This is a genomic window from Pseudomonas sp. LAMO17WK12:I1, assembly GCF_900177315.1.
GTDB classification, from domain to species: Bacteria; Pseudomonadota; Gammaproteobacteria; order Pseudomonadales; family Pseudomonadaceae; genus Aquipseudomonas; species Aquipseudomonas marginalis.
On sequence record NZ_FWZV01000006.1, the window covers coordinates 224,426 to 245,121 of the forward strand.

A 20,696-nucleotide genomic window follows, 5' to 3' on the forward strand; every position below is an offset into this window, starting at 1 on the left:
AGCGGCAAGGAGCCCTCGTGCCCATAGTTGAAATGGAACGTCGCCAAGTGGTGGTGATTGGTGCCGGGCCATCCGGCGCGATTGCCGCCGCACTGCTCAAACGCAAAGGGCATGATGTATTGATCATCGAGCGCCAGCATTTCCCGCGCTTCTCGATCGGAGAAAGCCTGCTGTCGCACTGCATCGATTTCATCGAAGAGGCCGGCATGCTCGACGCCGTGCAGGCGGCGGGATTCCAGGTAAAAACCGGTGCCGCGTTTGCCTGGGGCGAGCGTTACAGCGCGTTCGATTTCGGTGACACCTTCAGCAACGGCAAGCCCACTACCTTCCAGGTGCAGCGCGGCGAGTTCGACAAGTTGCTGGCCGATCAGGCCGCCCAGCAAGGCGTCGACATCCGCTACGGCGAAACCATCGTCGGCGTGGATTTCTCCGGTGAGTGCCGCTACCTGCATGTGCGCCGCGAGAACGGCAGCGAGTACCACATCAAGGCCAAGTTCGTGCTCGATGCCAGCGGCTACGGCCGCGTGCTGCCGCGCCTGCTCGACCTGGAGGCGCCGTCGAATTTCCCGCTGCGCCAGGCGGTGTTCACCCACGTTGAAGACCGCATCGAACACCCAGGCTTCGACCGCACCAAGATCCTGGTCACCACGCACCCTACGAAACGCGACATCTGGTTCTGGACCATCCCGTTCAGCAACGGTCGCTGCTCGGTGGGTGTGGTCGCGGCCAAGGAGCATTTCGACGCGCGCGATGCGGACCTCGACGCCTGCCTGCGCGGTTTTATCGACGAAACCCCGAGCTTGTCCGGCGTGCTGGACAACGCCGTATGGGACACACCGGCGCGCACCATCGGCGGCTACTCGGCCAACGTCAAAACCCTGCACGGCCCCGGCTTTGCGCTGCTGGGCAATGCGGCGGAATTCCTCGACCCGGTGTTCTCCTCCGGCGTGACCATCGCCGTGCGCTCGGCGAGCATGGCCGCCGGCGTGCTGCATCGTCAGCTCAAAGGCGAGACCGTGGACTGGCAAACCGAGTTTGCCGAGCCGCTCAAGCGCGGTGTCGACACCTTCCGCTGCTACGTCGAGGGCTGGTATGCAGGCACCTTCCAAGATGTGATTTTCCACCCCGGCAGCTCACCGGACATTCGCCGGATGATCAGTTCGATCCTCGCAGGTTACGCGTGGGACGAACGCAACCCGTTTGTCAGCGAGCCCAAGCGACGTTTGCGGATGTTGTCGGAAATTTGTGCGAGTGAACCGGTATGACGTCTCAATACCTGAGTAAAAACTACGTCGAAGAAACCCGCTTCGGCTTCTGGTTCCTGCGCAGCCATACCTGGCAGCACCATGTATTGCGCGTGGCAATCAACGACCTGCGCAGCCTGTTCACCGACCCGTTGCCCGAGGCGCCGGTGCTGCTGGACGCCGGTTGCGGCCAGGGCAAGTCATTCCAGTACTTGCAACAGGTGTTTGCCCCCGCGCGCCTGATCGGCCTGGATGCCGACCCCCACAGCCTGGAGCTGAGCAAGGCCGAAGCCGCGCGCCAGGGCCTGGCCATCGAATTGATCGGCAGCGACTGCGCCACCCTCGATGTGCCGGACGCCAGCGTCGACATCCTGTTCTGCCACCAGACCTTCCATCACCTGGTTGAACAGCATCGCGCACTCAAGGAGTTCTACCGGGTGCTCAAGCCGGGCGGTTACTTGCTGTTTGCCGAATCCACCGAAGCCTATATCGACACATGGGTCATTCGCTGGTTGTTCCGCCATCCCATGCATGTGCAGAAAAGCGCCGAAGAGTACCTGCAGATGCTCCGCGAGCAGGGCTTTGAGTTCGGCCCGCAGAACGTTTCGTACCCCTACCTGTGGTGGAGCCGTTCCCGCGACTTCGGCCTGCTGGAGCGCTGGGGCCTGCGTACCCCGCCGCCGGTGGGCCAGCGTGAGGAAACCCTGGTCAACTGCGTGGCGCGCAAACCCCTGGCGAGCGCCACACCATGATGCGCAGCCTGTTGATCGGTTGCCTGTTGCTGCTGAGCGCCTGCGCCAGCCAGGCGCCGCTGCCTGAAAAAACCCCGGCCCTGGCCTTGCCGCTACAGCTGCATGTGCAGCGCCTGGCGGACGGCCAGAGCCAGGACTGGCTGCTGGTGATCCAACGCGAAGGCGGCGCAATCCGCTGGTCGATGATGGACCCCCTGGGCATTCCCCAGGCCCGGCAAAAACTGATCGATGGCCAGTGGCAGGCCGACGGTCTGTTGCCGCCCAATCCCCAGGCGCGCGAGCTGTTTGCCGCACTGTTGTTTGCCTTGGCCTCGGCCGATGACGTACGCGCGCTCTACCCCGGCGCCCAGGCGATGGACCTCACGCGGACCCTGCCGGGCCATTGGCAGATCGTCTACCAATCGTCAGAAGTCTTCAGTGTGAACATGAGCGACCAGCCCTTGAGCTACCGCATCACGCCACTCGGTGCCGCCCGATGAGCGCCTACCTCAATGCCCTCGGCGTGATTTGCGCCCTTGGCCGTGGCCAGGCCGCCGTCAGTCGCAGCCTGTTTGCCGGCGACTGCTCGGGAATGCGTGCCGAAAGCGGCTGGGTGCCGGAGCGCACGCTGCCGGTAGGCAGTGTGCACGGCGAGCTGGCGACCATTCCGACAGAGCTCGGCCAGCAAAGCAGCCGCAATAACCAACTGCTGCTGGAGGCGGCGCTGCAGATCGAGGGCGAGATTCGCCAGGCGATCCACCGCTATGGCGCCTCGCGGGTCGGGGTGGTGCTCGGCACCAGCACCTCCGGCATCGACGAAGCCAGCCGTGGAATCGCCCAGTACCTGCGCGATCAGCACTTCCCCAGCGACTACGACTACCAGCAACAGGAACTCAGCGCCCCGGCGAATTTTCTCGCCGACTGGCTGCAACTGAGCGGCCCGGCCTATGTGATTTCCACCGCCTGCACCTCCAGCGCCCGGGCCTTGATGAGCGCACAACGCCTGCTCGACCTGGGAGTGTGCGACGCGGTGCTCTGCGGCGGCGTCGACAGCCTGTGCAAGCTGACCCTCAATGGGTTCGGCGCGTTGGAAGCGGTGTCCAACGAACGCTGCAACCCGTTTTCGGTGAACCGCAACGGCATCAATATCGGCGAAGCGGCGGTGCTGTTCCTGATGACTAAAACGCCTGCGGCGATCGCCCTGCTCGGCAGCGGTGCGAGTTGCGATGCGCACCATATTTCCGCGCCGGAACCCACCGGCAAAGGCGCGTTGCAGGCGATGCGCAAGGCCCTGGCCAGCGCAAAAGTGCAGCCCGGGCAGATCGGCTACCTGAACCTGCACGGCACCGCCACCCAACACAACGACGCCATGGAAAGCCTGGCCGTCGCCAGCCTGTTCCCCGACGGCGTGGCCTGCTCGTCGACCAAACCCATGAGCGGCCACACCCTGGGCGCGGCCGGCGCGCTGGAAGCCGCGTTCTGCTGGCTGAGCCTGGCCCACGGCCGGGTGCCGCCCCATGTGTGGGACGGCCAGGCCGACCCCGCGCTGCCCGCCCTGCAATGGGCGCAGGCGGGGGACACCTTGGAAAAACCCCGCCTGATGAGCAACTCGTTTGCCTTCGGTGGCAACAATGTCAGCCTGATAATCGGAGAGGCCCCATGACCGATTGGCCACTCGCCGAACTGCTGCCCCACGCGGGCGACATGATCCTGATCGACCAGGTGCTGTCGTTCGATGAAGAGCAGATTCACACCCGCCTCACCGTCAAGCCCGGCGGCCTGTTCAACCGTCCTGACGGCAGCCTGCCGGCCTGGGTCGGCGTCGAGTTGATGGCGCAGAGCGTCGCCGCCTACGCCGGCTGCCGTGCCCGTCAAAAGGGTGAAGCGGTGGAACTGGGCTTCCTGCTCGGCACACGCAAGTTCGAGTGCAACGTGGAACACTTCCCGGCCGGCGCCGAGTTGAACATCCACGGCCTGCGTTCCCTGGAAGACGACAACGGCATGGGTGTGTTCGAATGCCACCTCACCGGTAGCGGTATCCAGGCCAGTGCGCGCCTGAATGTATTTCGACCGCCCCAGGCGGCCAACTATTTAGATGAATCGAAGGACGAAACGCCATGACTGAACCCGTACTGGTCACCGGCTCCAGCCGTGGCATCGGCCGCGCCATTGCCCTGCGCCTGGCCCAGGCCGGGCATGACATCGTGCTGCATTGCCGCAGCGGTCACGCCGAAGCCTGCGCGGTACAGGTCGAGATCGAGGCCTTGGGCCGCCAGGCGCGGGTGCTGCAATTCGATGTGGCGGACCGCGCCGCGTGCAAGCAGATCCTTGAAGCCGATGTTGAGCAACACGGTGCTTATTACGGCGTGGTGCTCAACGCCGGCCTGACCCGCGACGGTGCCTTCCCGGCCCTGTCGGAAGACGATTGGGACGTGGTGATGCGCACCAACCTGGATGGTTTCTACAACGTGCTGCACCCGGTGATGATGCCGATGATTCGTCGTCGCGCAGCCGGGCGTATCGTGTGCATCACCTCGGTCTCCGGGTTGATCGGCAACCGTGGCCAGGTCAACTACAGCGCCTCCAAGGCCGGCCTGATCGGTGCGGCCAAGGCCCTCGCCATCGAACTGGGCAAGCGCAGGATCACCGTCAACTGCGTCGCCCCCGGCCTGATCGACACCGCCATGCTGGATGAAAACGTACCGGTGGAAGAACTGATGAAGATGATCCCGGCGCAACGCATGGGCACCCCGGAAGAAGTCGCCGGTGCGGTGAATTTCCTCATGTCGGCCGAAGCCGGCTATATCACGCGCCAGGTCCTGGCCGTGAATGGAGGCCTGTGCTGATGAAACGCGTCGTCGTCACCGGCATGGCCGGCGTGACCTCCCTGGGCAGCGACTGGGACACCATCGCCGCCAACTTCCGCGCCAACCGCAGCGGCATCCGACGCATGGACGAGTGGGAGCGTTTTACCGAGTTGAACACGCGCCTGGCCGGGCCGGTCGATGATTTCGTCGTGCCCGCCCATTGGACGCGCAAGCAGCTGCGCAGCATGGGCCGCGTCTCGCGCCTGGCGGTGTGGGCGGCGGAGCAGGCGTTGCAGGACGCGGGCTTGCTCGGTGACGAGTCGATCAAGGACGGGCGCATGGGCGTGGCCTGTGGCTCGTCCACCGGCAGTACCGATGAGATCAAGGCCTTCGGCAATATGTTGCTGAACTCGGTGGCCGAGGGGCTGAACGCCAACTCCTACGTGCGCATGATGCCCCACACCACAGCGGCGAATATCAGCATCTTCTTTGGCCTCACCGGGCGGCTGATCCCCACGTCCAGCGCGTGTACCAGCGGCAGCCAAGGCATCGGCTATGCCTATGAAGCGATCAAGTTCGGCCGCCTGCCGTTGATGCTCGCCGGCGGCGCCGAGGAGCTGTGCCCCACCGAAGCCATGGTGTTCGACGCGCTGTATGCCACCAGCCTGAAGAACGACGCGCCACAAACCAGCCCACGTCCCTACGACAGCGGCCGCGACGGCCTGGTGATCGGCGAAGGCGGCGGCATGCTGGTGCTCGAAGAGCTGGAACACGCACTGGCGCGGGGCGCGCATATCCATGCCGAGATCGTCGGCTTCGGCAGCAATGCCGACGGCCAGCACACCACGCGCCCGGAACAGAAAACCATGCGCCGCGCCATGGAGCTGGCCCTGGAAGATGCGGGCCTGGAGCCGGCCGCCATCGGCTACGTCAACGGCCACGGCACCGCCACCGACCAGGGCGATATCGCCGAGACCCAGGCCACCAGCAGCCTGTTCGGCAGCCGCATGCCCATCAGCTCGCAGAAAAGCTTCCTCGGCCACACCTTGGGCGCCTGCGGTGCACTGGAATCGTGGTTCAGCATCGAGATGATGAACCGCGACCAATACGTGCACACCTTCAACCTGGACTCCGTCGACCCGCAATGCGGCGAGCTGGATTACCTGCAGGGTGAATTCCGCGAGATGCACCACGACTACGTGATGAACAACAACTTTGCCTTTGGCGGCGTCAATACGTCGCTGATCTTCCGCCGCTGGTCCTGACTTTTAATCGATTGGAGAATACGGAATGTCTTCCTTGCTACGCGCTACGCTGATCACCCTGGCCCTGCTGACCACCGCCGGCTGTACCAGCAAACCGATCCTCAACACCCAGCACGACCTGCCGGCCGACGCCCAGGTCAGTGAAGAGAAAATGAAAACGGTGATCGTCAACGCCCTGCAAAAACGCGATTGGACAGTGCAACGCCTGAGCCCGCAACTGGTACAGGCCGAAATCATCGTGCGCAACCAGTACTACGCGGCCATCGACATCCGCTACACCCGCAACAGCTACGCCATCACCTACCGCGACAGCCGCCAACTGGGCTACAAGGACGGCAAGATCCATCGCAACTACAACCGTTGGGTGAACAACCTGGACAGCGACATCATGGCGGGATTGCGCAGAAATGGCGTGAGTGGTGAGGCAGGGTCGGCAGCGCAGTTGTTCGAGCAGACGGGAACGTCGAAGTAAAACCAAGGCCGGGCACATCCTCTGTGGCGAGCGGGCTTGCCACAGAGAGCCCGTTGGCGGTGAGTTATTGCACCGCCTTGCGCGTCAACAACTCCACAAACGCCTTCGCCATCGGCGTTTGTGCGCCTTTGCGCTGCACCAGCCATACCGCCGTCACCGCCTCCTGATCCAGCAAGGTGCGATAGACCACGCCATCGATGCGTATCCGTTGATAAGACGCCGGCAGCACCGACACCCCCAAGCCCGCCGCCACCAACCCGATGATGGTCATCGCCTCCCCCGCTTCCTGGGCGAAGTGCGGGCTGAAACCGGCATCGCGGGCCAGGTTGAGCAGTTGGGCGTACAGGCCACTGCCGTAGGTGCGAGGGAAAAATACAAAGGGCTCCTCCGCCAGTTGCGCAAGGTGCAGGCCACGCTCACTGCCCTCCACTAAGGGGTGGTCAGCGTTTAATACGGCAACCAGCGGTTCGCGCATCAGCTCAATCACACTCAATGAGTCCGGCAGCGGCAGCGGACGCATCAGCCCAACCTGGATCGACTCATCCACCAGCGATTCGGCCACTTCGGTGCTGCTCATTTCCTGCAGGTTCAGGTGCACCGCCGGGAAGGCTTGGCGAAACGCGAAGATCGCCTGCGGAATCGTGGAGTTGAACGGCGCCGACGAGGTGAAGCCGATCTTCAACTCGCCCAGCTCCCCCAACTGCGCACGGCGGGCCACATCCGCCGCCTTGTCGACCTGGGCCAGTACCAGCCGCGCCTCGTGCAGGAACAAGCGCCCGGCCTCGCTCAGTTCGACCCGACGATTGGTACGCTCAAACAAGCGCGCGCCCACCTCCTGCTCCAGTGCCTGGATCTGCTGGCTCAATGGCGGTTGCGAGATGCCCAGCACCTGCGCGGCACGGCCAAAGTGCAGTTCTTCGGCAACGGCAATGAAGTACCGCAGGTGACGTAGTTCCATGCCAGCCTCATTAGGTCGTAAAAGCTATCAAACGGGTCGAACAATATATTGGAAAGAATCATTAGCCAGCTATATTCTTTTTTGCATTGCCAGTCCTGGCAGGCTTTTCCTCCCCGAGGTCTCCGTGAAATCTGCTGTCGCTCCATTCGCCCAAGAAGTCCCGCCCACCGCCCTGGATGAGGTGGTGGCGCAGCTCAATGACGCGTACATCGAAAAAGGCACGCCGATGTTCATGCGCACGGTGCTGGCGCTGTTCTCCGGCGGCTTCGCCACGTTCGCCCTGCTGTATTGCGTACAGCCGATGATGCCGGCGCTGTCCCACGAGTTCTCGATCAATGCGGCACAAAGCAGCCTGATCCTCTCAGTGGCGACGGCGATGCTGGCGCTGGGTTTGCTGATTACCGGGCCGATTTCCGACACCCTGGGCCGCAAACCGGTGATGGTCGCCGCGTTGTTTTGCGCCGCGCTGGCGACCATCGCCAGCGGCCTGATGCCGTCCTGGGAAGGGATTCTGCTGATGCGTGCGCTGGTGGGCCTGTCCTTGAGCGGACTGGCTGCCGTGGCGATGACGTACCTGAGCGAAGAAATCCACCCCCAGCACATCGGCCTGGCCATGGGCCTGTACATCGGCGGCAACGCCATCGGGGGCATGAGCGGACGCCTGATCATCGGTGTACTGATCGACTTCGTCAGCTGGCACACCGCAATGCTGATCATCGGCGCCCTGGCGCTGATTGCCGCCACGGTGTTCTGGAAGATCCTCCCTGAATCGCGCAACTTCCGCGCCAGCAGCCTCAAGCCGCGCAGCCTGGTGGATGGCTTCGTCATGCATTTCAAGGATGCCGGCCTGCCGTGGCTGTTCCTTGAAGCCTTCCTGCTGATGGGCGCATTCGTGACGATGTTCAACTACATCGGCTATCGCCTGCTGGCCGCCCCCTATGACCTGAGCCAGGCCGTGGTGGGCCTGCTGTCGCTGGTGTACCTCTCGGGCATCTACAGCTCGGCGAAAATCGGCTCCCTGGCCGACCGCCTCGGCCGTCGCCGCGTGCTCTGGGCCACCATCGTGCTGATGCTCGCCGGTATGGCCCTGACCCTGTTCACCCCACTGTGGCTGGTGGTGCCGGGCATGCTGATCTTCACCTTCGGCTTCTTTGGCGCCCACTCGGTGGCCAGCAGCTGGATCGGGCGCCGCGCGGTGAAAGCCAAGGGGCAGGCGTCGTCGCTGTATCTGTTTTGCTATTACGTAGGCTCAAGCATCGCCGGGACAGCGGGGGGATTCTTCTGGCACTTCGGTGGATGGAACGGCATCGGCGCGTTTATCGTGGCGCTGTTGATGGGTGCGTTGCTGGTGGCGTTGAAACTGGCGAAGTTGCCGCCGTTGGGGAGTGCAAAAAGCGCGTAACACCTGCACCTCTGGCGGTTCCGACGAGCCAAGGTACACTGTCGGCATTCGTCAGTCTTGGTAAAGGAAAGCCAGAATGCGCCTGGACCAGCTTCATATTCAGAATTTTCGTTGCTACGAAGATGCCACTTTTGACTTTCAGCCGGGTTTTAACCTGGTGGTGGGGGTGAATGGGAGCGGTAAGACTTCGTTGTTGCAGGCGGTGGCGGCAAGCCTGTATTCGTTTTCATCGTCATTGGGGGGAGCGGCTCTTCAGATCTCAAACCAAGATGCAAGGTTCGAAATCCAAGAGTTCGAGGGTCGCTATAGGTTTGAACGTATATATCCCGTGACACTGGATGCTGTCGGCTCCGCTTTCGGCCGCGCGGCTTGGAATGAATCGTTGGTACGTGAAGGTCAACTCAAGGTCTTTGATATCCCAGTACTCAACAGTTCAATTGATATCCTCAACCCATCATCAAAAAACATTGTTGATCTCCCGCTCATGGCTTTTTATCGAGCTGACCGCCGATGGAATTCGTCTGATATATCTGTTGAATTCGCAGCACGCCAACAACCCTCAAGACTAGACGCCTACAAAGACTGGTTTGATGCCTCTGCAAATCTAGAAACATTTGAAAGCTGGCTTATTGGAAAAACCTTAGAACGCCTTCAGAAAATGTCTCGTTCCACAGCATCACCCAAGTTCAATGACGAGCTCCAACTGATAAATTCAGCGCTGACCCACGCTCTACCTGACGCAAAAGGGATTGAGTACGACCTTGGTATTCGCAGCTTACTGGTGCATTTTGAAAACAATAGAAGCTTAACTTTTAACAGTTTGAGCGATGGACAGCGCGGCATGCTGGCAATGGTTTCTGACATAGCTCGGCGAATGTGCCTACTCAATCCACACTTAAAAAATAAAGTTTTAGAAGAGACAACTGGAATTGTCATAATCGACGAACTGGACATCCACTTGCACCCTGGATGGCAGCGGACAATAGCTTCGACTTTGAAAAAACTATTCCCTAAAATCCAATTCATCGCAGCCAGTCACTCGCCTCAAATTATTGGTAGTCTCAGGCCAGGAGAAGTCATTCTCTTAACTAATGAATCCCCCTCTCATCCCCGCGTTACTTATGGGTTAGACTCCAGCCGAATCCTTGAAGAAGTCATGGGTGTCTCCGAGCGCGAGCCAAAAGTAGAAGTACTTCTAAGCGAACTATTCAGCACCATCGAAGATAACGAACTGGAAAAGGCCAAAACCCAGCTCCAAGCACTTAAAAAACTAGCGCCAGACCTACCCGAATTTGCTGGTGCCCAAGCGCTGATTCGCCGCAAGGAGATACTCGGAAAATGAAACAAGTGTTCAAAGGAACTGAACCTGCTTCTTTTAGTCAGTGGAAAGCTTCAATCAACGACGAATGGGTACCCACATACTCTACGCTGCAGAATCCCGAAAAACGTGAACTGCATGTCAGCTTATTGCTGGAACAAGGTGGCTTTTGTTGTTACTGCGGCAGAGATATTGATGCTGCATCCAGCCACATCGAACACTTCCGTCCCCAGGAGCATTTCGAAGAGCTGGCGCTTGAATACCAAAACCTTCATGCCTCCTGCATCAGGGAAACCAAGCCCGGTTCGCCTTTGCATTGCGGGCACGTCAAAGGCAATTGGTTTGATGAAGCTGAACATATCTCGCCCACCGAGGACGGTTGTGAACTGCGCTTCCGCTATCTATTGACGGGGCAAATCCAAGCGACAGATACCAATGACTCGCCAGCAACAAAAATGATCGAAGTCCTAGCCTTGGATATCGCCTATCTGAACAACCGCCGCCAAGATGCCTTAGAGCGCGTATTCGATCCGGCATTTGTTGCCCAAGCCACTGACGAGGACTTCAAAACCATTACGACTGCATTACGCGCGACAGAACTCGGTAATCAGCAAGCCTTCGATCATGTGGTTGCACGATTTGCAGAACAAATTCTGACACCCTGATCCCCGAGCACAGCACCGGATGTCTTCTCAAAAGACATCCGCGCCATCACCCGCTTGCCCCGGCGCTCATGCATGACTACGGCGCCGATATGCAGGACCAGCATCAGCAGCAACCCCACACACGAGAGCACATGCACACGGGTATACAGGGCGATGCGGGCCGGGTCGTGGTCGAGGGGGGCGATGGAGAGCAGGTTAAAGATATTGATCGGGCGATCCATCATCAGCACGCCGGTCGCCAACACCACGGCGAGCACCAGGTACATGGCCTTGTGAACCAGCAACGCCAGGTATTCCTGCAGTGTTCGCTTGACGGAAAAGTCCAGGCCGTGGGCAAAGGAACAATAGACCCGCAAGACAAACACCGGAATATAGACAGTGGTCAGCGACACGTTGAAGAACGCCACCCACGCCTTGACCGAGGCGGGCACGCTGAATACCGCCACGAAAAAACCCGACAATAACGCCCACACAATAATGACAGCCGAAACCCAATGCAGCAGTTTCTGGCTCGTTGAATACGCTGAAGTGTTCATCCTGAGATCACCTGACAATGAACGCCATGCACTGGCGAGAGGAAGAGTCGGGTAGGATTTTTACCGAGGCAAGTTACCGGAGGCTGTAGGAGAAATCCCAAAGCATCCACATTACCAAGGCAGGACTTAACGAACGCTGAAACGCAGCGAATCCCCCTTCGCCAGGCAAAGGGGGATCCGATTCAGGCGGGAGTATTACGGGTGGTATTGCGCTGACAGCTCGTGCACGGCCTGCAGGAAGGCACCCGCATGGTCCGGGTTCACTTCCGGAGTGATGCCATGGCCGAGGTTGAACACGTGGCCACTGCCTGTACCGTAGCTGGCCAGGATGCGGCCGACTTCGGTGCGGATCGCTTCCGGCTTGGCGTACAGCACGGTCGGGTCCATGTTGCCTTGCAGCGCGACCTTGCCACCGACACGACGACGGGCTTCGCCGATATCGCAGGTCCAATCCAGGCCCAGTGCATCCGCGCCAGCGTCGGCGATGCTTTCAAGCCACAGGCCACCGCCCTTGGTGAACAGGATGACCGGCACTTTACGGCCTTCGTGTTCACGGATCAGGCCGCTGACGATCTTGCGCATGTAGGCCAGGGAGAATTCCTGGTACGCCGCCGCCGACAGGTTGCCACCCCAGGTATCGAAGATCTGCACGGCTTGCGCACCGGCCATGATCTGGCCGTTGAGGTAGGAGGTGACCGACTGGGCCAGCTTGTCCAGCAACAGGTGCATGGCTTGCGGGTTGTCGTAGAGCATGGCCTTGGTCTTGCGGAAGTCTTTCGACGAGCCGCCTTCGACCATGTAGGTAGCCAGGGTCCATGGGCTGCCGGAGAAGCCGATCAGCGGCACGCGGCCGTTCAGCTCGCGGCGGATGGTGCTGACGGCGTCCATCACGTAGCCGAGGTCTTTGTGCGGATCGGGGATCGGCAGGGCTTCGATATCGGCCAGGGTGCTGATGACTTTCTTGAAACGCGGGCCTTCGCCGGTCTCGAAGTACAGGCCTTGGCCCATGGCGTCGGGGATGGTGAGGATGTCGGAGAAGAGGATGGCCGCATCCAGTTGCGGGTAGCGATCCAGTGGCTGCAGCGTGACTTCGCAGGCGAACTCCGGGTTCATGCACAGGCTCATGAAGTCGCCAGCGTGGGCGCGACTGGCGCGGTATTCCGGCAGGTAGCGACCGGCCTGGCGCATCATCCACACAGGGGTGACGTCCACGGGTTGCTTGAGCAGGGCACGAAGGAAACGGTCGTTCTTGAGGGCAGTCATGTCGGCATCCGCAAAAAAAGTGCGGGCATTTTCTCAGAGCGCGACGCAAAAGGCACGGCAAGAGCGGTGCCTTTTGTCTATCGGGTCAATTTGTGGCGGTAGCTAGCTGTGGTGAGGGGGCTTGCCCCCCGTCGGGTTCACCGCAGATCAAAGGGGCTGCTTCGCAGCCCGGCGCGGGACAAGCCCGCTCACCACAGCAAGCCCCTCCCACATTTTGATCCCCTTTCAACCTGGGATCAGGGTCAGACTTGCAGGTAGTCCAGGATCCCTTCGGCGGCATTGCGGCCTTCGAAGATCGCCGTCACCACCAGGTCAGAGCCGCGCACCATGTCGCCACCGGCGAAGATTTTCGGGTTGCTGGTCTGGTGCTTGTACTGGCCTTGTTCCGGGGCGACAACGCGGCCCTGGCTGTCGGTCTGGATCTCGAACTGCTCGAACCACGGCGCCGGGCTTGGACGGAAGCCGAAGGCGATGACCACGGCGTCGGCCGGGATGATCTCTTCGGAGCCCGGGATCGGCTCGGGGCTGCGACGGCCACGGGCGTCCGGTTCGCCGAGACGGGTCTCGACCACCTTCACGCCTTCGACGCGGTCTTCACCGACGATGGCGATCGGCTGACGGTTGTAGAGGAACTTCACGCCTTCTTCCTTGGCGTTCTTCACCTCTTTGCGCGAGCCGGGCATGTTGGCTTCGTCACGACGATACGCACAGGTCACCGACTTGGCGCCCTGGCGGATCGAGGTACGGTTGCAGTCCATCGCGGTGTCGCCGCCGCCGAGGACCACGACCTTCTTGCCTTTCATGTCGACGAAATCTTCCGGCGACTTTTCAAAGCCCAGGTTGCGGTTGACGTTGGCGATCAGGAAGTCCAACGCGTCGTAAACGCCCGGCAGGTCCTCACCGGCAAAGCCGCCCTTCATATAGGTGTAGGTGCCCATGCCCATGAACACGGCATCGTATTCGGCGAGCAGCTGCTCCATGGTCACGTCTTTGCCGATTTCGGTGTTCAGGCGGAACTCGATGCCCATGCCGGTGAAGACTTCGCGGCGATTGCTCAACACGGTCTTTTCCAGCTTGAACTCGGGGATGCCGAAGGTCAGCAGGCCGCCGATTTCCGGGTTCTTGTCGAACACCACCGGGGTCACGCCGCCGCGCACCAGCACGTCGGCACAGCCCAGGCCCGCCGGGCCCGCACCGATGATCGCGACACGCTTGCCGGTCGGCTTGACCTTGGACATGTCCGGACGCCAGCCCATGGCGAACGCGGTATCGGTGATGTACTTCTCCACCGAACCGATGGTCACCGCGCCGAAACCGTCGTTCAGGGTGCAGGCACCCTCGCACAGACGGTCCTGCGGGCACACCCGGCCGCAGACTTCCGGCAGGGTGTTGGTCTGGTGGGACAGCTCGGCGGCGGCGAGGATGTTGCCCTCGGCCACCAGCTTGAGCCAGTTGGGAATGAAGTTGTGCACCGGGCACTTCCATTCGCAATACGGGTTACCGCAACCCAGGCAGCGATGGGCCTGGTCGGCCGAATGCTGGGGTTTGAAGGGTTCGTAGATTTCCACGAACTCTTTCTTGCGTTGACGCAACAGTTTCTTCTTCGGATCTTTGCGCCCGACATCGATGAACTGGAAGTCGTTATTCAGACGTTCAGCCATGTTAAAACCTCATCAAACTCTTCAGGCGCATATCACTGCGGGTTGGCACGGATGCTGGAAAGCAACGATTTCAGGTTGGCAGCCTTGGGCTTGACCAGCCAGAAACGACGCAGGTAATCATCGAGGTTTTCAGCGAGGTTACGCCCCCATTCGCTGCCGGTCTCCTCGACGTACTCGTCCAGCACGTGCTGCAAGTGGTTCCGGTAGGATTCCATGGCTTCGCCGCTGATCCGCTGGATCTCGACCAACTCGTGGTTGACCTTGTCGACGAAGGTGTTGTCCTGGTCGAGCACGTAGGCGAAACCGCCGGTCATGCCCGAACCGAAGTTGTAACCGGTCTTGCCCAGTACCGCGACAAAGCCACCGGTCATGTACTCGCAGCAGTGATCGCCCGTGCCTTCCACCACGGTGTGGGCACCGGAGTTACGCACGGCGAAACGCTCACCGGCCGTACCGGCGGCGAACAGCTTGCCACCGGTGGCGCCGTACAGGCAGGTGTTGCCGATGATGGCACTGTCCTGGGTCTTGTAGACGCTGCCTTTGGGCGGAACGATGACCAGCTTGCCGCCGGTCATGCCCTTGCCTACGTAGTCGTTGGCGTCGCCTTCCAGGTACATGTGCAGGCCGCCGGCGTTCCAGACGCCGAAGCTCTGGCCCGCAGTGCCTTTGAAGCGGAAGGTGATCGGCGCCTTGGCCATGCCCTGGTTGCCGTGCTTGCGTGCGATTTCGCCGGAGATGCGTGCGCCGATGGAACGGTCGCAGTTGCAGATATCCAGGGCGAATTCGCCACCAATGGCGTCGTTGATCGAGGAACCGGCCATCTCGACCATTTTCTCGGCCAGCAGGCCCTTGTCGAACGGCGGGTTGCGGTCCACCTGGCAGAATTGTGGCTTGTCTGCCGGGATGTGATCGCTGCCCAACAACGGCGTCAGGTCCAGGTGCTGTTGCTTGGCGGTCTGGCCTTCGAGGATGTCCAGCAGGTCGGTGCGACCGATCAGCTCTTCCAGGGAACGCACGCCCAGCTTGGCCAGCCACTCACGGGTTTCTTCGGCGACGTAGGTGAAGAAATTCACCACCATGTCGACGGTGCCGATGTAGTGATCCTTGCGCAGCTTTTCGTTCTGAGTGGCGACGCCGGTGGCGCAGTTGTTCAGGTGGCAGATGCGCAGGTATTTGCAGCCCAGGGCGATCATCGGCGCGGTGCCGAAGCCGAAGCTCTCGGCGCCGAGGATGGCGGCCTTGATCACGTCGAGGCCGGTTTTCAGGCCACCGTCGGTCTGCACCCGCACTTTGCCGCGCAGATCGTTGCCGCGCAGGGTCTGGTGGGTTTCCGCCAGGCCCAGTTCCCACGGTGCGCCGGCGTACTTGATCGAGGTCAGCGGCGATGCGCCGGTGCCGCCGTCGTAGCCGGAGATGGTGATCAGGTCGGCATAGGCCTTGGCCACGCCGGCGGCGATGGTACCGACGCCCGCTTCTGCGACCAGTTTCACCGAGACCAGGGCCTGCGGGTTGACTTGTTTCAGGTCGAAAATCAGCTGCGACAAATCTTCAATCGAGTAGATGTCGTGGTGCGGCGGGGGCGAGATCAGGGTCACGCCCGGTACCGCATAACGCAGCTTGGCGATCAGGCCATTGACCTTGCCGCCCGGCAGCTGGCCGCCCTCACCGGGCTTGGCGCCCTGGGCCACCTTGATCTGCAGCACTTCGGCATTGACCAGGTATTCCGGGGTCACACCGAAACGGCCAGTGGCAACCTGCTTGATTTTCGAGCTCTTGATCGTGCCGTAGCGCGCCGGGTCTTCACCGCCTTCACCGGAGTTGGAACGCGCGCCCAGGCGGTTCATGGCTTCGGCCAGGGCTTCGTGGGCCTCAGGGGACAAGGCACCGAGGGAAATACCGGCAGAGTCGAAGCGCTTGAGGATCGATTCCAGCGGTTCGATTTCGCTGATGGCCAGCGGCGTATCCAGGGTCTTCACCTTGAACAGGTCGCGGATCATCGACACCGGGCGGTTATCCACCAGCGCGGTGTATTCCTTGAACTTGGCGTAGTCGCCCTGCTGCACGGCGGCTTGCAGGGTGCTCACCACGTCCGGGTTGTAGGCGTGGTATTCGCCACCGTGCACGAACTTGAGCAGGCCACCTTGCTGGATCGGCTTGCGCGCGCTCCAGGCTTCGGCGGCCAGGGCTTTCTGTTCGGCTTCGATGTCGACGAACCGCGCACCCTTGATGCGGCTCGGCACGCCACGGAAGCTCAGCTCGCAAACTTCTTCCGACAGGCCGATGGCTTCGAACAGCTGCGCGCCACGGTAGGAGGTGACGGTGGAGATACCCATCTTCGACAGGATCTTCAGCAGGCCCTTGGTGATGCCCTTGCGGTAGTTCTTGAACACCTCGTAGAGGTCGCCCAGTACTTCACCGGTACGGATCAGGTCACCCAGCACTTCATAAGCGAGGAACGGGTACACCGCCGAGGCGCCGAAGCCGATCAACACCGCAAAGTGGTGCGGGTCGCGGGCGGTGGCGGTTTCCACGAGGATGTTGGAGTCGCAGCGCAGGCCTTTTTCGGTCAGGCGGTGGTGCACCGCGCCGGTGGCCAGCGAAGCGTGGATCGGCAACTTGCCTGGAGCGATATGACGGTCGGTCAGCACGATCTGGGTACGCCCGGCGCGCACGGCTTCTTCGGCCTGGTCGGCGACGTTGCGCACAGCGGCTTCAAGGCCGAGGCTCTCGTCGTAGTTCAGGTCGATGATCTGGCGGTCGAAACCCGGGCGCTCCAGGGTCATCAGCGAACGCCACTTGGCCGGGGAAACGACCGGCGAGCTGAGGATCACGCGGGAGGCGTGCTCAGGCGACTCCTGGAAGATGTTGCGCTCGGCACCGAGGCAGACTTCCAGGGACATCACGATGGCTTCGCGCAGCGGGTCGATCGGTGGGTTGGTCACCTGGGCGAACTGCTGGCGGAAATAGTCGTACGGCGTGCGCACGCGCTGGGACAGCACGGCCATCGGCGTGTCATCGCCCATGGAGCCGACCGCCTCGTAGCCTTGCTCGCCGAGCGGGCGCAGCACCTGGTCGCGCTCTTCGAACGTGACCTGGTACATCTTCATGTACTGCTTGAGCTGGTCGATGTCGTAGAACGCCGAACCGTGGTCGTTGTCTTCCATGGTCGCCTGGATGCGCAGGGCGTTCTTGCGCAGCCATTGCTTGTACGGGTGACGGGACTTCAAGCGATTGTCGATGGCATCGGTGTCGAGGATCTGGCCAGTTTCGGTGTCCACGGCGAGGATCTGCCCAGGGCCTACACGGCCTTTGGCGATCACGTCTTCCGGCTTGTAGTCCCACACGCCGATTTCCGAGGCCAGGGTGATGAAACCGTTAGTGGTCGTGACCCAGCGGGCCGGGCGCAGACCGTTACGGTCGAGCAGGCACACCGCGTAGCGACCGTCGGTCATGACCACGCCGGCCGGGCCGTCCCACGGTTCCATGTGCATCGAGTTGTACTCGTAGAATGCACGCAGGTCCGGGTCCATGGTCTCGACGTTCTGCCACGCAGGCGGAATGATCATGCGCACGCCACGGAACAGGTCGATGCCGCCGGTGACCATCAGTTCGAGCATGTTGTCCATGCTGGAGGAGTCGGAACCCACACGGTTGACCAGCGGGCCGAGTTCTTCCAGGTCCATCAAATCGTTGGCGAACTTGGTGCGACGGGCCACGGCCCAGTTGCGGTTGCCGGTGATGGTGTTGATCTCGCCGTTGTGGGCGAGGAAGCGGAATGGCTGGGCCAGCGGCCATTTCGGCAGGGTGTTGGTGGAGAAGCGCTGGTGGAACACGCAAATGGCGGTTTGCAGGCGCTCATCGCTCAGGTCTGGATAGAAGGCGGTCAAGTCCGCCGGCATCATCAGGCCTTTATAAATGATGGTCTTGTGGGAAAAACTGCAGATGTAGTGGTCGGCATCGGCGGCGTTGGCCACGGACGAGCGACGACGGGAGGTGAACAGCTTGATCGCCATATCCTGGTCGCTCAGGCCGTCGCCTGCGATGAACACTTGTTCGATCTGCGGCAGGCGCTCCAGGGCCAGGCGGCCGAGCACGCTGGTGTCGATCGGCACTTTGCGCCAGCCCACCAGCTGCAGGCCGGCAGCGACGATCTCGCGGTTCATGTTCTCGCGAGCGGCTTCGGCTTTGGCCGGGTCCTGGTTGAAAAACACCATGCCCACGGCGTACTGCTTGGGCAGGTCGACCGCGAAATGCTCTTTGGCGACCGCGCGCAGGAACTGGTCGGGCTTTTGAATCAGCAAGCCGCAACCGTCACCGGTCTTGCCGTCGGCGTTGATCCCACCGCGGTGGGTCATGCAGGTCAGGGCCTCGATGGCCGTTTGCAAAAGGGTATGACTGGGCTCGCCCTGCATATGGGCTATCAGGCCGAAACCGCAGTTATCCTTGAATTCATCGGGTTGGTACAGACCTGCTTTCATAGACACTTTCTCACCAGGCTGCCTCTTATATCGAGGCAAATTTCTTTTCAATTCAACCGGTTACCTTCCACGCCGAACGTACGCCGGCTTAGCGGGGGCAAAAGGGAGGTCATTGTACACACCGACACGAACGCTCACAAATTTAGCGACGAAATGTCGCAAATCTATGTCGCATTTATGAAAGGTTTAAAGCGATATGCTGTGCTAGTCAAAACTTTTTTAATTCTGACCGCTACGACTCAAAAGCTACTGTAACGCAGACACCACAAAGCGCGCGGCCTGGAGGGGCTGCACGCCTTGCGATCTTTTTTGAGGTGCCGGGAGGGCGGCCTGGGTAAGGCCGCCGGATCTTCAGCGAGTTGCTGCCAGTTCTTGTTGAACGCTGGCGACAGTGCGAGGCCAAGGTTTACCAGCCTGAACCTTCGCTGGCAAGGCTTTGATGGCGGAATCAGCTGCGGCACGGCTTGGGAAGCTGCCGTAGGTGATCACGTAGAGAGGCTTGCCGTTGAGCACTTTCTTGAAATAACGGTATTCGCCGCCCTGCTCTTTCACGAACGCCTGGGCGTTCGCTTCGGAGCTGGTGCCGAGGATCTGCACGACGAAGTTGCCGGTGGGCTGGCTGCTGTACCAGCTGCTGCCGGCCTTGGCGACGGTGGCTGCCGGTTTTTCCGCCGGTTTGGCGGCTGGCGCCGGAGCCGGCTTCGCCACTGGCGCCGCAGGCTTGGCAGTGGCCACGGTCGGTGCCGGGGTCGGCTTGGCGGCTGGCGCCACAGGGGTCGCTGGCGTACCCGCGGGAACGCCCGCAGGTGGCGCAGTAGTGGTCACGGTCGGCGGTGTGGCGCTGGAGCCTTCCACCGGCACACCGTCGTCGCCTTCGGAGATACCACCGGCTTCTTCGGCGAGCGGGCCACGCATCACCGGCTGGCCCACCATCGGCAGGTTGGTCGGCTGACCGGAATTGGCGAACTCGACATTCGGCGTGGGCTTGCCCAGTGGCAACTGCGCCTGTTCGGTTGGCGCACCGGCGGTGGTCGGTGCCTTGCTGCGACCCGGAATCAACCAGGCGGCGGCAACCGCAACCACGACAACGGCGGAAATTGCCAATACGTGCTTCTTAGGCATAGTGAACCCCATCTTTGGACGCTTGACCGCAGAGCGGCTGGCAATCATGGCTTCGATCATGGCATCGCGGGCGACCTGGTTGATGGTGCCAGGCCAGCCGTCGGAGCTTTCGTGAATATCAGAGATCTGCGCAGCGGAGAAAAGTTCGATGCCCTGCCCTGCGCCTTCGAGGCGTTGAGCCAGGTATTCCCGGGTTTCGTCCTCTTCGTACGGCTGCAGTTCGATAACGTGGAACAGCTCCTGATCACCGCTGATCTGCTCCAGATCGGCGATCAACGACGATTCACCGAACAGGAACACATGGGGGCGACCTTCCGGCGTGCCCGCCGCCAGCGCCAGCAGCGCTTCCAGGGCGGATTCGTCGAGCTGCTCGGCGTCATCCACCAGCAGGTAGACTTCCTGGCCGGTCAGACCCAGTTGCACCACCTGCTTGAGGATCGCATTCGGCTCGGCAGTGGCGACGTCCAGCGCCTGGGCTACCTGACGCAGCACGCCCGCCGCATCACCGGCACCACGGGCCGACACCACCACGCTCTGTACGGACTGTTTGTTGGTGCTGGCCACCAGGGCCTGGCGCAGCAAGGTCTTGCCGCTGCCCAACGGGCCCGTGACGACCAGCAGCAGTTGGCTGTAGCGCGCGAGATGGTGCAGTTGCCCCAGCACCGGCTTGCGCTGGGCCGGGAAAAATTTGAAACCAGGCACCCGTGGAGCAAAAGGGTCGTGGCTTAACTGGTAATGGCCGAGGAACGCCTCGTCGGCATGCAAACTAGTCAT

The 20,696-nt window shown here is 61.4% G+C and carries 17 protein-coding genes; 11 read left to right on the plus strand and 6 right to left on the minus strand.

Annotated features, from left to right (window positions below):
* The first annotated feature begins 17 nt into the window (after window positions 1-17).
* The 8 genes from B9N88_RS13385 to B9N88_RS13420 are packed head-to-tail and all read left to right on the plus strand — an operon-like array spanning window position 18 to window position 6,519.
* A complete protein-coding gene (locus B9N88_RS13385) occupies window positions 18-1,265 on the plus strand; it encodes an NAD(P)/FAD-dependent oxidoreductase (protein ID WP_027604987.1) in 1,248 nt (415 codons plus the stop codon).
* On the plus strand, window positions 1,262-1,996 hold the full coding sequence (locus tag B9N88_RS13390) for a class I SAM-dependent methyltransferase (protein WP_027604988.1): 735 nt from the start codon (window positions 1,262-1,264) through the stop codon (window positions 1,994-1,996). The genes B9N88_RS13385 and B9N88_RS13390 overlap by 4 nt, the downstream gene beginning before the upstream one ends.
* On the plus strand, window positions 1,993-2,475 hold the full coding sequence (locus B9N88_RS13395) for a hypothetical protein (protein ID WP_027604989.1): 483 nt from the start codon (window positions 1,993-1,995) through the stop codon (window positions 2,473-2,475). Before B9N88_RS13390 ends, B9N88_RS13395 begins: the two co-directional genes overlap by 4 nt.
* Entirely contained in the window at window positions 2,472-3,638 is a 1,167-nt protein-coding gene (locus B9N88_RS13400) for a beta-ketoacyl-[acyl-carrier-protein] synthase family protein (RefSeq protein WP_027604990.1), read from the plus strand. The genes B9N88_RS13395 and B9N88_RS13400 overlap by 4 nt, the downstream gene beginning before the upstream one ends.
* Window positions 3,635-4,096: a hotdog family protein gene (locus B9N88_RS13405; protein ID WP_027604991.1), complete on the plus strand. Its 462-nt coding sequence runs from the start codon at window positions 3,635-3,637 to the stop codon at window positions 4,094-4,096. The genes B9N88_RS13400 and B9N88_RS13405 overlap by 4 nt, the downstream gene beginning before the upstream one ends.
* The gene (gene fabG / locus B9N88_RS13410) at window positions 4,093-4,821 is read left to right on the plus strand and encodes a 3-oxoacyl-ACP reductase FabG (RefSeq protein WP_027604992.1); all 729 of its coding nucleotides are present in this window, start codon (window positions 4,093-4,095) and stop codon (window positions 4,819-4,821) included. The genes B9N88_RS13405 and fabG overlap by 4 nt, the downstream gene beginning before the upstream one ends.
* Window positions 4,821-6,047 (plus strand): beta-ketoacyl-ACP synthase, encoded by a 1,227-nt coding sequence (locus tag B9N88_RS13415; protein ID WP_027604993.1) that lies wholly within the window; start codon window positions 4,821-4,823, stop codon window positions 6,045-6,047. Before fabG ends, B9N88_RS13415 begins: the two co-directional genes overlap by 1 nt.
* Window positions 6,048-6,072: 25 nt before the next feature.
* Window positions 6,073-6,519: a hypothetical protein gene (locus tag B9N88_RS13420; protein ID WP_027604994.1), complete on the plus strand. Its 447-nt coding sequence runs from the start codon at window positions 6,073-6,075 to the stop codon at window positions 6,517-6,519.
* A gap of 64 nt (window positions 6,520-6,583) precedes the next feature.
* Here B9N88_RS13420 and B9N88_RS13425 read toward each other — a convergent pair whose 3' ends face one another.
* The gene (locus B9N88_RS13425; RefSeq protein WP_027604995.1) at window positions 6,584-7,477 is read right to left on the minus strand and encodes a LysR family transcriptional regulator; all 894 of its coding nucleotides are present in this window, start codon (window positions 7,475-7,477) and stop codon (window positions 6,584-6,586) included.
* 172 nt (window positions 7,478-7,649) lie between these two features.
* Between B9N88_RS13425 and B9N88_RS13430 the strand changes: the two genes are divergently transcribed.
* The 3 genes from B9N88_RS13430 to B9N88_RS13440 all read left to right on the plus strand — a co-directional run bounded on the left by B9N88_RS13430 (window position 7,650) and on the right by B9N88_RS13440 (window position 10,862).
* Window positions 7,650-8,879 (plus strand): MFS transporter, encoded by a 1,230-nt coding sequence (locus B9N88_RS13430; RefSeq protein ID WP_222935592.1) that lies wholly within the window; start codon window positions 7,650-7,652, stop codon window positions 8,877-8,879.
* Between the two features lie 76 nt (window positions 8,880-8,955).
* Window positions 8,956-10,221, plus strand: coding sequence for an AAA family ATPase (locus B9N88_RS13435; RefSeq protein WP_027604997.1), 1,266 nt, complete (start codon window positions 8,956-8,958; stop codon window positions 10,219-10,221).
* On the plus strand, window positions 10,218-10,862 hold the full coding sequence (locus B9N88_RS13440; protein WP_081744406.1) for a retron system putative HNH endonuclease: 645 nt from the start codon (window positions 10,218-10,220) through the stop codon (window positions 10,860-10,862). The genes B9N88_RS13435 and B9N88_RS13440 overlap by 4 nt, the downstream gene beginning before the upstream one ends.
* Here the strand turns inward: B9N88_RS13440 and B9N88_RS13445 are convergent.
* From B9N88_RS13445 to B9N88_RS13470, 5 genes are all read right to left on the minus strand, one after another.
* Entirely contained in the window at window positions 10,820-11,398 is a 579-nt protein-coding gene (locus B9N88_RS13445) for a cytochrome b/b6 domain-containing protein (RefSeq protein WP_081744407.1), read from the minus strand. The two genes, B9N88_RS13440 and B9N88_RS13445, sit on opposite strands and share 43 nt — an antisense overlap.
* A 195-nt stretch (window positions 11,399-11,593) precedes the next feature.
* A complete protein-coding gene (gene hemE, locus B9N88_RS13450) occupies window positions 11,594-12,661 on the minus strand; it encodes a uroporphyrinogen decarboxylase (RefSeq protein WP_027604999.1) in 1,068 nt (355 codons plus the stop codon).
* 242 nt (window positions 12,662-12,903) lie between these two features.
* Window positions 12,904-14,322, minus strand: a complete 1,419-nt coding sequence (locus B9N88_RS13455; protein ID WP_027605000.1) for an FAD-dependent oxidoreductase — start codon at window positions 14,320-14,322, stop codon at window positions 12,904-12,906.
* Window positions 14,323-14,354: 32 nt separating this feature from the next.
* The gene (gltB, locus tag B9N88_RS13460) at window positions 14,355-18,800 is read right to left on the minus strand and encodes a glutamate synthase large subunit (protein ID WP_027605001.1); all 4,446 of its coding nucleotides are present in this window, start codon (window positions 18,798-18,800) and stop codon (window positions 14,355-14,357) included.
* 351 nt (window positions 18,801-19,151) lie between these two features.
* Window positions 19,152-20,696, minus strand: a complete 1,545-nt coding sequence (locus tag B9N88_RS13470) for an SPOR domain-containing protein (RefSeq protein WP_027605003.1) — start codon at window positions 20,694-20,696, stop codon at window positions 19,152-19,154.

What these genes read in the sequence shown, in the direction of transcription:
- B9N88_RS13470 (WP_027605003.1), bottom strand. Translation starts at nt 20,696, where the DNA reads ATGACTAGTTTGCATGCCGACGAGGCGTTCCTCGGCCATTACCAGTTA.
- B9N88_RS13455 (WP_027605000.1), bottom strand. Translation starts at nt 14,322, where the DNA reads ATGGCTGAACGTCTGAATAACGACTTCCAGTTCATCGATGTCGGGCGC.
- B9N88_RS13405 (WP_027604991.1), top strand. Translation starts at nt 3,635, where the DNA reads ATGACCGATTGGCCACTCGCCGAACTGCTGCCCCACGCGGGCGACATG.
- hemE (WP_027604999.1), bottom strand. Translation starts at nt 12,661, where the DNA reads ATGACTGCCCTCAAGAACGACCGTTTCCTTCGTGCCCTGCTCAAGCAA.
- B9N88_RS13420 (WP_027604994.1), top strand. Translation starts at nt 6,073, where the DNA reads ATGTCTTCCTTGCTACGCGCTACGCTGATCACCCTGGCCCTGCTGACC.
- B9N88_RS13440 (WP_081744406.1), top strand. Translation starts at nt 10,218, where the DNA reads ATGAAACAAGTGTTCAAAGGAACTGAACCTGCTTCTTTTAGTCAGTGG.
- B9N88_RS13415 (WP_027604993.1), top strand. Translation starts at nt 4,821, where the DNA reads ATGAAACGCGTCGTCGTCACCGGCATGGCCGGCGTGACCTCCCTGGGC.
- B9N88_RS13425 (WP_027604995.1), bottom strand. Translation starts at nt 7,477, where the DNA reads ATGGAACTACGTCACCTGCGGTACTTCATTGCCGTTGCCGAAGAACTG.
- B9N88_RS13395 (WP_027604989.1), top strand. Translation starts at nt 1,993, where the DNA reads ATGATGCGCAGCCTGTTGATCGGTTGCCTGTTGCTGCTGAGCGCCTGC.
- gltB (WP_027605001.1), bottom strand. Translation starts at nt 18,800, where the DNA reads ATGAAAGCAGGTCTGTACCAACCCGATGAATTCAAGGATAACTGCGGT.
- B9N88_RS13390 (WP_027604988.1), top strand. Translation starts at nt 1,262, where the DNA reads ATGACGTCTCAATACCTGAGTAAAAACTACGTCGAAGAAACCCGCTTC.
- B9N88_RS13435 (WP_027604997.1), top strand. Translation starts at nt 8,956, where the DNA reads ATGCGCCTGGACCAGCTTCATATTCAGAATTTTCGTTGCTACGAAGAT.
- B9N88_RS13400 (WP_027604990.1), top strand. Translation starts at nt 2,472, where the DNA reads ATGAGCGCCTACCTCAATGCCCTCGGCGTGATTTGCGCCCTTGGCCGT.
- fabG (WP_027604992.1), top strand. Translation starts at nt 4,093, where the DNA reads ATGACTGAACCCGTACTGGTCACCGGCTCCAGCCGTGGCATCGGCCGC.
- B9N88_RS13445 (WP_081744407.1), bottom strand. Translation starts at nt 11,398, where the DNA reads ATGAACACTTCAGCGTATTCAACGAGCCAGAAACTGCTGCATTGGGTT.